The organism is Polaribacter sp. SA4-12 (genome assembly GCF_002163675.1).
In the GTDB taxonomy this organism is placed as follows: Bacteria; Bacteroidota; Bacteroidia; order Flavobacteriales; family Flavobacteriaceae; genus Polaribacter.
On the sequence record NZ_CP019334.1, the window covers coordinates 367,442 to 380,221 of the forward strand.

General features: G+C 30.0%; 12 protein-coding genes. All 12 read right to left on the minus strand.

Annotated elements, in window-relative coordinates:
* Positions 1-13: 13 nt before the first annotated feature.
* The gene (locus BTO07_RS01620) at positions 14-535 is read right to left on the minus strand and encodes a hypothetical protein (RefSeq protein WP_087519565.1); all 522 of its coding nucleotides are present in this window, start codon (positions 533-535) and stop codon (positions 14-16) included.
* A 2-nt stretch (positions 536-537) separates the two neighbouring features.
* The gene (locus BTO07_RS01625; protein WP_087519566.1) at positions 538-1,605 is read right to left on the minus strand and encodes a M20 family metallo-hydrolase; all 1,068 of its coding nucleotides are present in this window, start codon (positions 1,603-1,605) and stop codon (positions 538-540) included.
* 1 nt (position 1,606) lies between these two features.
* Positions 1,607-2,383: an acetylglutamate kinase gene (gene argB / locus BTO07_RS01630; RefSeq protein ID WP_087522521.1), complete on the minus strand. Its 777-nt coding sequence runs from the start codon at positions 2,381-2,383 to the stop codon at positions 1,607-1,609.
* 85 nt (positions 2,384-2,468) lie between these two features.
* Positions 2,469-3,410, minus strand: a complete 942-nt coding sequence (locus BTO07_RS01635) for an acetylornithine carbamoyltransferase (protein ID WP_087522522.1) — start codon at positions 3,408-3,410, stop codon at positions 2,469-2,471.
* An 87-nt stretch (positions 3,411-3,497) separates the two neighbouring features.
* A complete protein-coding gene (gene proB, locus BTO07_RS01640) occupies positions 3,498-4,262 on the minus strand; it encodes a glutamate 5-kinase (protein ID WP_087519567.1) in 765 nt (254 codons plus the stop codon).
* A 150-nt stretch (positions 4,263-4,412) separates the two neighbouring features.
* Positions 4,413-5,609, minus strand: coding sequence for a glutamate-5-semialdehyde dehydrogenase (locus BTO07_RS01645; RefSeq protein ID WP_087519568.1), 1,197 nt, complete (start codon positions 5,607-5,609; stop codon positions 4,413-4,415).
* A 14-nt stretch (positions 5,610-5,623) separates the two neighbouring features.
* Positions 5,624-6,757, minus strand: a complete 1,134-nt coding sequence (locus BTO07_RS01650) for an aspartate aminotransferase family protein (protein WP_087519569.1) — start codon at positions 6,755-6,757, stop codon at positions 5,624-5,626.
* A gap of 4 nt (positions 6,758-6,761) precedes the next feature.
* Positions 6,762-7,553, minus strand: a complete 792-nt coding sequence (gene proC, locus BTO07_RS01655; RefSeq protein WP_087519570.1) for a pyrroline-5-carboxylate reductase — start codon at positions 7,551-7,553, stop codon at positions 6,762-6,764.
* Positions 7,554-7,792: 239 nt separating this feature from the next.
* The gene (gene argC / locus BTO07_RS01660) at positions 7,793-8,776 is read right to left on the minus strand and encodes an N-acetyl-gamma-glutamyl-phosphate reductase (RefSeq protein WP_087519571.1); all 984 of its coding nucleotides are present in this window, start codon (positions 8,774-8,776) and stop codon (positions 7,793-7,795) included.
* 107 nt (positions 8,777-8,883) lie between these two features.
* The gene (locus tag BTO07_RS01665; RefSeq protein WP_087519572.1) at positions 8,884-10,059 is read right to left on the minus strand and encodes an argininosuccinate synthase; all 1,176 of its coding nucleotides are present in this window, start codon (positions 10,057-10,059) and stop codon (positions 8,884-8,886) included.
* On the minus strand, positions 10,059-10,673 hold the full coding sequence (locus BTO07_RS01670) for a GNAT family N-acetyltransferase (protein WP_087519573.1): 615 nt from the start codon (positions 10,671-10,673) through the stop codon (positions 10,059-10,061). The genes BTO07_RS01665 and BTO07_RS01670 overlap by 1 nt, the downstream gene beginning before the upstream one ends.
* A gap of 502 nt (positions 10,674-11,175) precedes the next feature.
* Positions 11,176-12,663, minus strand: coding sequence for an NAD(P)H-hydrate dehydratase (locus BTO07_RS01675; protein ID WP_087519574.1), 1,488 nt, complete (start codon positions 12,661-12,663; stop codon positions 11,176-11,178).
* Positions 12,664-12,780: the final 117 nt, after the last annotated feature.

Consider the following 12,780-nt stretch of genomic DNA (forward strand, 5'->3'; position numbering starts at 1 on the left):
ATAAATTTAGAAACTATTTCCAGAATTTCCACCATTTTTTTAACTCAATATTTTTATTAAAACTATATTGAATTACTTTTTCTTCTAATTCTATATCAAAAAACCTTTTACCAAGTAGAACTTCAATCTGATTCCAGATAATTTCGGAAGTATCTTCAGATTCTTTTTCAACTGCTAATTCTTTTCCAGAATCTTCCATTCTTTCTTCATTAGCTTCTATAATTGAGCGTTTCTCTATTCCTTTTTCTGTATAATTTATTTTGAAAACCATTGAAGTTTCTGAAAGTGCAAATGTTAAAACATTATCATTTTCTAATTTAAATGATTCTTCACATTTTTCCATACCGATAAAAATAAGTGTTCCATTTTTAGTAAAATAAACATTACAAATATTATCATCAATCCAATTTTCAGAAGCAGTTTCGAAATCAATTTCATTGCCTTTTTTTAAATTCCAACCAAGTTGATTACAAAGACTTTCAAAATCATTTTCATAATTTTTATTGATAGCAATTCCCGAAATATTATACCCCATAGTTATGTAATTACACGATTCAAAAGTTCAACATAAATCTGTATTCCTTCTTCAATTTCTGCAAGATAAATAAATTCATCAGCAGAATGCGAACGTGTGCTATCTCCTGGTCCTAATTTTAAAGACTGACAAGATAATACAGCTTGGTCAGATAGTGTTGGAGAACCGTATGTTTCTCTTCCCATTGCAATTCCTGCTTTTACCAAATCGTGTTCAATAGAAATAGAAGAGGAGTTTAATTTTAAACCTCTAGGTGTTATTTTTGTACAAGGTGATTCTCTTTGTAGAGTATCTGCAATTTCTTGATTAGAATATGCATCATTTACACGAACATCTACGACTAAATCTACGTGACCAGGAACAACATTGTGTTGAGAACCTGCATTAATTTGAGTAACTGTCATTTTTACATCACCCAAAGCATCAGAAGATTTTTCGAACTTATAATCTTTAAACCATTGTAAAACTTCAATGGTATTATAAATTGAATTATTATCATTTGGATGCGCTGCATGACTTGGTGTTCCATCAACTTCTGCATCAAAAACTACCAAACCTTTTTCTGCAACTGCTAAATTCATTAAAGTTGGCTCACCAACAATTGCCACATCAATATGTGGAATGATAGAAAGCATGCTATTTAATCCATTTGGTCCACTGTTTTCTTCTTCAGCAGAAGGAACAATTACCAAGTTGTATTTTAGATTTTCTTCAGCATAAAACTTAGTAAAAGTTGCAATTAAAGAAACCAAACATCCTCCAGCATCATTACTTCCTAAACCATATAATTTACCATCTTCTACAATCGCTTTATAAGGATCTTTTGTGTATTTAGAATTTGGTTTTACAGTATCGTGATGAGAGTTTAAAAGTAAAGTTGGCTTACTCTCGTCAAAATACTTATTAGTTGCCCAAATGTTGTTATTTGTTCTCTTAAACGGAATTTCATATTGATTGAACCATCCTTCAATCAATACCGCAGTTTTATCTTCTTCTTGTGAGAAAGACTGTGTTTCTATTAAGTTTTTTAAAAGTGATATTGCGTCTTCTGTTAATTTTTCTAACGTCATATTATAAAGTTATCGTTGTAAAATTATCATTTTCATTTGTTAACATTGTGGTGTTTCCCATATTTACTTTGTGAACTCCATTTTTTAGAGCATCAAAGCAATTTTCTAATTTTGGTAACATTCCATCAGTAATAATTTTATCCTCTAATAATTCTTGATATGTCTTAGAGTTGATCAATTTTACCACAGAGTTTTTATCATTAAAGTCTCTTAAAACACCATTCAATTCAAAACAATAATAAATTGAGGATTCATAGATTTCGCTCATTCCAACTGCAATTGTACTTGCAATTGTATCAGCATTTGTGTTTAGTAATTGTCCATTTCCATCATGTGTAATTGCACAAAAAACAGGTGTAAAATCAGCTTTAATTAATTTATCAATAGAATTATGAGCTACTTTTTTAACATCACCTACAAAACCAAAATCGACTTCTTTTATAGGTCTTTTTTCTGATTGAATACTGTTGATGTCTGCACCAGTTAAACCAATGGCATCAATATGTAAAGCTTGTAATTTTGCAACCACATTTTTGTTTACCAAACCACCGTAAACCATGGTAATTACTTCTAAAGTTTCAGCATCAGTAATACGCCTACCATTTATCATTTTAGATTCTATACCTAATTTAGAAGCAATGTGTGTAGCACGTTTACCACCTCCATGAACAAGGATTTTCTTTCCCTCTAAATTAGCAAACAATTTTAGAAAAGCATTTAAAGAAGTTTCATCTTCAATAATGTTTCCTCCAATTTTTACGATTGATAGTTTTTCCATTTTTCGTGTATCTGTCATTGCGAGGAACGAAGCAATCTCTTTATAAATAGGCAGATTGCTTCGTGCCTCGCAATGACGTTCGTTTTTATTTTTTGTTCTCTAATATTTTCTTTAAAACCAATTGTGCAGCAAAAGTTCTATTATTTGCTTGTTCAATAACTAAAGAACTATCGCTATCTAAAACAGCGTCTTCTACTACAACATTTCTTCTCACAGGTAAACAGTGCATAAATTTAGCATCTCCAATTTTGTCTTTGGTAATCATCCAATCAAAATCTGTTTTTGTGATTTTCCCATAATCATCATAAGAACTCCAGTTTTTAGTGTACACAAAATCTGCATCTTTAAAAGCTTCTTCTTGATTATGAAAAATAGGTGTGTCTTTTGTTATTTCTGGATTTAAATTATATCCTTCAGGATTTGCAATTACAAATTCAACATCCATTTTTTGCATTGCTTGTACAAAGCTGTTTCCAACTGCGTGAGGCAATGTTTTTACATGTGGTGCCCAACTTAAAACTACTTTTGGTTTCTTTTTTGTTGCATTTTCAGAAATAGTAATCGCATCTGTCAAACCTTGTAAAGGATGACCAGTAGAACTTTCCATATTTACAATTGGCACAGAAGCAAATGCTACAAACGATTTTAAAACGTGTTCAGATTCATCTTTTTCTTTGTCAGTTAATGTAGGAAAAGCTCTTACAGCAATTATATCACAATATTGAGAAACTACTTGTGCAGCTTCTTTAATATGCTCTGCAGTATTACCATTCATAACAGTTCCATCGCCAAATTCAATTCCCCAAGCATCACCAGAAACGTTCATTACAATAGGATCCATTCCTAAATTTAAAGCAGCTTTTTGCGTACTTAAGCGCGTACGTAGACTCGAATTAAAGAATAACAATCCTAATGTTTTGTTTTTTCCTAATTCACTATTTTTTAAAGGGTTTGCTTTAATTTCTTTGGCTTCATCAATCCAAGAATTGATATCGTCAATGTCGTTAATGGATGTGTAATTATTCATCATTTTTATGTTTAAGCGTTTAATTGTTTAATTGTTTAAAAGTACCCAGACGATTACACAATTAACCATTTAAACAGTTACACTTTTTTACTTTATTTTTGTAAACGGAACTTTATCATCAAAAGCATTTGTGATAAAATTATCTTCCAAACCGTTCACGATCCACGTTTCTATGTTTGCGTTTTTACTTATTTCTGCTGCTTCAATTTTAGAGCCCATTCCACCACTTCCATGTGAAGATTTAGAATTAACAACCTCTTTCTTTAAAGCATCAAAATCAGTAACTTCTTTAATAGTTTCAGGAGTATTATTTTTCATAGATTCCTTTGTGTAAATTCCATTGGTATTTGTCGCAATTATCAACAAATCAACATCTAATAGAGTAGCCGTTAAAGCCGCTAATTTATCATTATCACCAAACTGAATTTCATCTGTTGCAACAGTATCATTTTCGTTGATAATAGGAATGTAATTATTGTTTACTAAAACATTTATGGTATTTACAATATTGGTTTTACTTTGTTGTTTTTCAAAATCTGAATAGGAAAGTAAGCATTGAGAGCTCAATAAACCATATTCTCTAAAAATTTCTTGATAAATTCTAATTAAATGTGGCTGACCAATAGAAGCTAAAGCTTGTTTTACAAAAACTTCCTCTTGTTTACTCTCTAATTTTACAAACTGTTTTGCAACTGCAATAGCACCAGAACTAACAATAATAAACTCACAAGTATCTTTGAGTTTTGCAATCTGATTTGCAATATCCTCAATCTTTCCTCTCGAAATATTATCCGTTTCTCTGGTAAGTGTATTAGAACCTACTTTTAGTAAAATGCGTTTCTTTTTTTGCATTACAATTATTTACGATTTTTTATATTTATTAGTCATTTCGAACGAAGCTTTTGCAATGTTGAGAGATCTAAACTCTAAAAGATTTCTCCACAAGGTCGAAATGACATTTATTTCCTGCCAACTGCGACTGAAAACTGTCAACTAAAATATTTAACTTCTCACTTGTCCGTTTCCATGAACATACCATTTATTAGTTACCAAATGCTGTAAACCAATAGGTCCACGTTGGTGTAATTTATCTGTACTTATTGCTAATTCGCCACCTAAACCTAACTGACCTCCATCTGTAAAACGAGTGGAAGCATTATGATAAACAACAGCAGTATCTACGTTTTCCATAAATACTTTTGCTTTGTCAATATCTTTGGTGATGATTGCAGACGAATGTCCACCAGCATATTTATTTATCATTGCAACTGCAGCTTCATTCGAAGCAATTTCACCAATCACAATTTTATAATCTAAAAACTCTTCATACCAAACTTCGTTTGATGAAATCTCTTCTAAATTATGATTTTTAGAAACAACAGCATCCCCTAAAACCTGAATTTTAGCATCATTCAGGTTTGAAATTAATTTGTTGATGAATTCCTCTTTATTTGCTAAGTTTTCATCAATTAAAACTTTATCAACTGCATTACAAGCAGATATTTTTGATTTTCCGTTTAAAATTACATCAATAGCAATATTTAAATCAGCTTCTTTATGAACATACACAAAGTTGTTTCCACGTCCGCTAATAATAACCGGACAAGTAGCATGTAATTTTACAAAAGCAATTAAACGTTCTCCTCCTCTTGGTACAATTAAATCTACTTTTTGAGTTGGTTTTTCTAAAAATGCTTGTGTTTCTGTTCTATTGAATTGTAAATATTCTACCCAATCTGTAGAAGCATTGTGTTGTTTTAAAGCTTGATGCCATAATTCAACAATCTTTAAATTAGATTGTAAAGACTCTTTACCACCTTTTAATAATATTTTATTTCCAGATTTAAAAGCAATTCCTGCAGCTTCAACAGTTACATCTGGTCTAGATTCGTAAATAATTAGAATCGTTCCAAAAGATGCCGTTTTATTATAAACTTGCATTCCATTATCATGCTTAAAACTAAAACGTTCTACACCAACAGGATCTTCTTGAGAAGCTAAATGTTTAGCAGCAGCAATCATTTCATCAACTTTAGTGTCATCTGCCTTTAAGCGATCAAACATAGAAATGTCATCACCTTTATACGCTTCTAAATCTTTTTTATTGATGCTGATAATTGCGTCTCTTTCTTTTTCAAGAAGTTCAGCCATTGTTAGCAAAACATTGTTTCTTGTTTCTATAGATAATAATGTGTTCATCTGTTTTTCTGTCTTTATTGTTTATCTAAAGCATCTACTAAAGCTTCAAAAAACTGATTGATATGATCTTTTCTTAGTGTTAAAGGAGGTAAAATTCTTAACAAATTTTTATTCATTGCTCCACCAGTAAAAATGTGATAATCGCAAATTAATTTCTTGCGTAAATCTCCAACTTCAAAATCGAATTCGAGACCAAGCATTAATCCTTTTCCCTTAATATTTTTTATCTGCGGAATTGTCTTTGCAATTTTCATGAAATAACAAGACATTTCATTTACATTATCTATCAAGTTTTGTTCTTCAATAACATTTAAAACTGATAATCCAGCAGCACAAGCCAAATGATTTCCACCAAAAGTGGTACCTAACATTCCGAATTTAGCTTCAATAGAAGGATGAATTAAAATTCCTCCAATCGGAAAACCATTTCCCATTCCTTTTGCAATAGAAATAACTTCTGGAGTTACATTGTAATATTGAAAAGCAAAAAACTTTCCAGATCTTCCATAACCAGACTGAACTTCATCAGCAATTAAAAAAGTGTTGTTAGCTTTACAAAGTACATCAACTTGTTCAAAAAATTCAGCAGTTGCTTGGTCTAAACCACCAACTCCTTGAATAAATTCTAGAATAACAGCACAAACATCTCCTTTTTCAAGTTCTGTTTTTACACCATCAATATCATTTAAATCTAATATTGTAACTTGTTGTTGTGCGTTAATAGGTGCAATAATATTTTTATTATCTGTTGCAGCAACAGCAGCAGAAGTTCTACCGTGAAAACCGTTTTTAAAAGCAACAATTCTAGATTTTCCTGTTTTAAATGAAGCCAGTTTTAACGCATTTTCATTTGCTTCAGCACCAGAATTACATAAAAATAATTCGTAGTCTTTACAACCAGAAAGTGCTTCTAATTTATCAGCTAATTTAACTTGTAAAGGATTTTGAATTGCATTTGAATAAAACCCTAATTTAGAAACCTGATTGGTAATTGCCTCCACATATTTGGGATGTGCATGACCAATTGAAATTACAGCATGACCACCATATAAATCTAAATATTCAGTTTTGTTTTCATCATAAACATAAACTCCTTTCGCTTTTACGGGTGTAACATCGTACAATGGATAAACGTTAAATAATGGCATGTTGTTAATTTTTTATTTGGTTAATTTTATCAAATGATTTATTGATACCTTTAATTAAAGAAGAGCTTAAACCTTGGTGTTCCATTTCGTTTAAACCTTCAATAGTACAACCTCCAGGAGTTGTAACTCTGTCTATTTCTGCTTCTGGATGATTACCAGATTCTTTTAATAAAGTAGCAGCACCAAAACAAGTTTGCATTGCTAATTCATGTGCTTCATCAGCTTCAAAACCTAATTGAATTGCACCTTGAGTTGTTGCTCTAATTAAACGCATCCAAAAAGCAATTCCGCTTGCACAAATAACGGTTGCAGCTTGTAATTGTTCCTCAGGAATTACCATAGATTGCCCTAAACTATTAAAAATAGTCTTGGCTAATTCTATTTTTTCTTTTCCTTTCTCATTTGCAGAGATACAAGTCATAGACTGTCCTACAGAAGCAGCAGTATTAGGCATTGCTCTAATTATAAAATGTTTCATACCAATTATCGTTTCAATTTTTGATAATGAAAAACCTGTAATTACAGAAATTACTATTTGATCCTTTTTAAACTTATATTTTAATTTATCTAAAATTCCTTTTAAGTGTCTTGGTTGAACCGCAAAAATTAAAATATCAGAATTTTTAACAGCTTTTTCATTATCAGAAGTTATTGTTACTTCATCATAAAGGTCAAAATGATTAATTGATTTTGTATTTCGTTTTGTTAAATACAAAGAGCTAACTACCTTATTTTTTAATAAACCTTTTGCGATAGATTGTCCTAAACTTCCTGCTCCAATAATTGCTACTTTCATAATTGCTAGTTGTTGTTTGTTAGTGGTTTTGTTGTTATTAGTTGTGTTGTTTGTTGTTTTGCTGTGTTTTTATTTGGACGTTACCACAAGGGTCGCGCTTTACATTATATCTTTTTATGCAGAATTTAGTTAAGATTCTGCTTATTTATAACAAAAGCAATTTAATAAACCTAAAGATACAGATTCAAGTTCTGCATAAAAAGGATGCCATTTCAATCGCTAACGCAACAGCGTTACTATTAAAAATAATTTGCCTTTAAATTTAAACCTAAAGTTTCTTCAAAATCATACATTAAATTCATATTCTGTATTGCTGCTCCAGAAGCACCTTTTAATAAATTATCAATGGTACTTGTAATTAATAATTTATCACCGTGTTTTTCTAGACCAATGATACATTTATTAGTATTTACAACTTGTTTCATATGCACATCAGTATCAGAAACAATTGTAAAAGCAGCGTCTTTATAATAATCTTTATACATTTTTTTTGCTTCCTCAATACTACCATCAAATTTTGTGTAGGTAGTTGCAAAAATTCCTCTTGAGAAATTTCCTCTATTCGGCATAAAGTTAATTTCTGAATTAAAATCGCTTTGTAATTGATTCACAGTCTGGTTAATTTCACCCAAATGCTGATGATTAAATGCTTTATAATGTGAAAAATTATTATCTCTATATGTAAAATGCGTTGTTGCAGATAATGAAGTTCCTGCTCCAGTAGCACCAGTTACAGCATTAATATGAATATCATTTTGCAACAATCCATTTGCCGCTAAAGGCAAAATTGCTAATTGCAAAGCAGTTGCAAAACAACCAGGGTTTGCAATATGTTTCGCTGTTTTTATAGCTTCTTTATCTAATTCTGGTAAACCATAGACAAATTCTTTACCATCGAAATTTTTATGAGCAAGTAATCTAAAATCGTTACTTAAATCAATGATTTTTGTGTTTTCAGAAAAAGAAGTTTTTTCTAAAAAAGCAGTTGAGTTTCCATGGCCTAAGCATAAAAATAACACATCAACATCCCTATTAATTTCGCTTGTAAAATTGATTTCTGTATCACCAATTAAATCTTGATGTACTTTATATAATTTGTTACCAGCATTAGAAGTACTGTACACAAAATTGATGTTTGTTTCTGGGTGATTTAATAATAATCTTATTAATTCGCCAGCTGTATAACCTGCACCACCTATAATTCCTACTTCTAAATTTTTCATTCTTTAAAATTGTTTAAAAGTTTAACTGTTTAATGGTGTAAAAGTCTGTTCTAGAACTTAGCTATTGCACAATTAAACAATTCAACAATTACTCGTTTACACAAATTTTAATTATTTACTTGTCTATATATTTTATTCTGATTTCCTAAAATCTTAATGAAACCTTTAGCATCATCAGCTGTCCAAGCTTTATTTTCTTCACCATAAGTACTAAACTTACTAGACATTAAATCATGATCAGAAATAATTCCGTCTAAAGAAAAATGATACGGTTTTAAAGTTACAACAACATTTCCAGAAACCATTTTTTGAGAACTTTGTAAAAAAGCTTCCGTATCTCTCATTACAGGATCTAAATATTGACCTTCATGCAAATGCATTCCGTAAAAACTAGATAAGTATTCTTTGTGCTGTAATTGCCATTTTGTTAAGTTGTGCTTTTCTAATAAATGATGTGCTTTTACTGTAATTAAAGCAGCAGCAGCTTCAAAACCAACTCTTCCTTTTGTACCAACAATTGTATCTCCAACATGAATATCTCTACCAATTGCATATTTTGAAGCAATATCATTTAGATTTTCAATATTTACTTCTGGGTTGTTAGATTCACCATTTAAAGCAATAAATTCACCATTTTTAAAAGTCAATGTTACTTTTTCTTCACCTTCTTTTTCTAATTGTGAAGGATACGCTTCACTTGGTAAAGGAAGTTCAGATTTTAAGGTTTCAACTCCACCAACACTTGTTCCCCAAAGACCTTTATTTACTGAATATTTAGATTTCTCCCAAGGCATGTCAATTCCTTCAGATTTTAAATAATCTATTTCTTCTTGTCTTGTTAATTTTCCATCTCTAATTGGCGTAATAATTTTAATTCCAGGAGCCAATGTTTGAAAAATCATATCAAATCTTACTTGATCATTTCCTGCACCAGTACTTCCATGAGCAATATATTCTGCTCCAATACTTTTTGCATATTCTACAATTTCAATTGCTTGAATAATTCTTTCAGCACTTACAGAAAGAGGATATGTACTGTTTTTTAGTACATTTCCAAAAATTAAATACTTTACTACCTTATTGTAAAAAGTTGCAACAGCATCAATATTTTTATAGGTAGAAACTCCCATTTTATAGGCGTTACTTTCTATATGTTTAATTTCTTCTGTTGTAAAACCACCTGTGTTTACACTTACTGCATGTACATCATATTCTTTTGATAAACTTACTGCACAATAAGATGTGTCTAAACCACCACTATAAGCAATTACTAATTTTTTCATTATTTATCTTTTTTTAGAAACAAGTTCTGTTTAATATTTTTTAATCTTTTAAAAACGCTTTCTTTAATTTTTTCTGGTTTCTCCTTATTTTGATTTTTAGGATCAAACAACATACCAGTACACAAACACATTTTTCTTTCTGTTCTTGTTAAAACATCGTAATTTCTACACGTTTTACAACCATCCCAGAAAGTTTGATCATCTGTTAATTCAGAAAAAGTAACGGGTTTATAACCTAAATCGCTATTTAGTTTCATTACAGGCAAACCTGTTGTGATACTAAATACTTTTGCATTTGGAAACTTGGTTCTTGAATGTTTAAATATTACCTCTTTAATTTGTTTTGCTAATCCTAAATTTCTAAAATCTGGATGTACAATTAACCCTGAATTGGCAACAAATTTTCCATGTCCCCATTTTTCAATATAGCAAAACCCTGCAAATTTGCCATTTTCTAAAGCAATTACAGCATTACCATTTTCCATTTTAGTGGCTATATATTCAGGTTTTCTTTTAGCAATCCCTGTTCCTCTAACTTGAGCAGCATCTTCTATGGTTTTACATATAATATCTGCGTAAACGGTATGTGATTTGTTAGCAATTACAATTTCCATTGCATTGTGTTTTTATGTTATAAAATTGTTGTTTGTTTTGTTTGAAAGTAGAATCGGACTCACCTAAATTCCATAATAGTTTAAACACCCAAAGGGCGAATAATAAAACTGCTTCGTACATTGTTATTTTTTATAATAACTGAAGGTTGCAAGTAAGTTTTGTAAGAAAGATTCACGATAAAAAAATAAATGGTTAAATACTGTAATAAGTTGACTTGTAGCTAAAGTAGAATATTAGCGACGGCGGTTGCGCAAGCGCAAGCTGGGAACTATTGTAGTACATAATTTATTTCTTCTTGAAGTAATCATATGGCTAAAGTATATCTTTTTTAAAAAGTATTATCATAAGTGCAACTCTTTTTTAGAAGTTTTATCAAATTTAAACAAAATTCGATTTTGAGTTAAAAATAAATCAATAGAATAGACAAATAATTCATTTTTGATAATTTTAAATAGACAACAATGTTCTTTATGATAAATTAGAAAGTAGCTTAAAACTAAATTATTCAGTTTCAATTTTTAAATAATTGATAATATCTGAAGCAATTAATGCATTTTCCCCTTTTTGTTTGTTAGCATCATCTCCTGCTTTTCCATGAAAATATACGCCAATTAAAGAAGCTTTAATTGAAGTGTAACCTTGCGCCAATAATCCTGTAATTATTCCTGTAAGAACATCTCCGCTTCCGCCAGTTGCCATTCCAGAATTTCCAGAAGTATTAAAAAAAAGGACTCCTTCTGAATTACAAATACACGTATTTGCACCTTTTAAAATAACAATACATTTATGTTCTTTTGCAAACTGTTTTTGTTTCTCAAAACATTCTATAGTGGTTTTCCATTTACCAACTAATCTTTCAAATTCTTTTGGATGTGGAGTTAAAATTGAGTTTTTGGGTAATAACTTCATTAATTCTCTATTCTCAGAAATAATATTTAAAGCATCAGCATCAATAACCAATGGAACTTTTGTTGATTCAAAAAGTTGTTTTAATACTCCTTTTGTGGAATTGTTTTTCCCAATTCCTGGACCGATTCCAATAGAATTATAAGAAGAAATGTCAGGTAGTTTAGAAATATAGGTTTTCTTTTTATCTGTTAAACACATTGCTTCTGGCGTTGAAAATTGCAAAATATCGTATCCACAATTTGGAATATAAGTTGTTAAAAGTCCGGTGCCAGATTTTAAACAAGCTTGAGAAGCCAAAACTGCAGCTCCGATTTTTCCATAAGAACCTGCAATAATTAACGAATGACCAAATGTACCTTTATGTGAATGTTTCTCTCTTTTTTTTACAATTTTAGAAATTGTACCATCTAAAACAAAATGATTGGTTGGTAGTTCTTGAATAAAATCTTCATCTAAACCTATGTTTATTACTTTCCAATCTTTAATATATTGATTACTTTCTTTAAAGAAAAAAGAGAGTTTTGGTCTTTGAAAACTAATTGTAATATTAGATTTTACAATGAAATCAGAATCGGGTAATTTATCACAATATAAACCAGAAGGTATATCAACAGAAAAAACATATTTTTTTGCTGCATTTGTATTTTTGATAGTATTTGCAGCTAAACCCTCAATTTTTCTAGTTAGACCAGAGCCAAAAAGAGCATCAATTATAATGTCAAATTTTTTAAAATCGAACAAATCATCTTTTGTTTCAATAATTGTTACTTCCGCTAGTTTGTTAAAATTGGTTTTACAATCATTAGAAAGATTTTTAGTGGTTTTTATTAAAATTGCTTTTGCAAAATATCCTTTAGCTTGTAATATTCTTGTAATTGCAAAACCATCTCCACCATTATTGCCAATTCCACAAACAACTGCAATTTTTTGATCTTTGTAAATACTGTTTTCAATAGCATTTACAAAAGCAATCGATGCTCTCTCCATTAATTCTAAAGAAGAAATGCATTCTTTTTTAATCGTATTATTATCGGTTTTTCTTGTTTGATTTGCCGATATTATTTTTTTGAGATCGAACAAAATTTAAGTTTTAAAGTGAACTTAAAGTTACATTTTTTTAACAAGATACTTGCTTTTAGATGCTAAATAGTATCAAATTATACTCGAAATTACAATTCATCCTAAAAAAAATACAAC

Excerpts from the sequence above, each read along its gene's own strand:
- argB (WP_087522521.1), bottom strand. The coding sequence starts at position 2,383 with ATGGAAAAACTATCAATCGTAAAAATTGGAGGAAACATTATTGAAGAT.
- proC (WP_087519570.1), bottom strand. The coding sequence starts at position 7,553 with ATGAAAGTAGCAATTATTGGAGCAGGAAGTTTAGGACAATCTATCGCA.
- BTO07_RS01625 (WP_087519566.1), bottom strand. The coding sequence starts at position 1,605 with ATGACGTTAGAAAAATTAACAGAAGACGCAATATCACTTTTAAAAAAC.
- BTO07_RS01670 (WP_087519573.1), bottom strand. The coding sequence starts at position 10,673 with ATGGAAATTGTAATTGCTAACAAATCACATACCGTTTACGCAGATATT.
- BTO07_RS01635 (WP_087522522.1), bottom strand. The coding sequence starts at position 3,410 with ATGAATAATTACACATCCATTAACGACATTGACGATATCAATTCTTGG.
- BTO07_RS01665 (WP_087519572.1), bottom strand. The coding sequence starts at position 10,059 with ATGAAAAAATTAGTAATTGCTTATAGTGGTGGTTTAGACACATCTTAT.
- BTO07_RS01620 (WP_087519565.1), bottom strand. The coding sequence starts at position 535 with ATGGGGTATAATATTTCGGGAATTGCTATCAATAAAAATTATGAAAAT.
- BTO07_RS01645 (WP_087519568.1), bottom strand. The coding sequence starts at position 5,609 with ATGAACACATTATTATCTATAGAAACAAGAAACAATGTTTTGCTAACA.
- BTO07_RS01650 (WP_087519569.1), bottom strand. The coding sequence starts at position 6,757 with ATGCCATTATTTAACGTTTATCCATTGTACGATGTTACACCCGTAAAA.
- argC (WP_087519571.1), bottom strand. The coding sequence starts at position 8,776 with ATGAAAAATTTAGAAGTAGGAATTATAGGTGGTGCAGGTTATACAGCT.
- proB (WP_087519567.1), bottom strand. The coding sequence starts at position 4,262 with ATGCAAAAAAAGAAACGCATTTTACTAAAAGTAGGTTCTAATACACTT.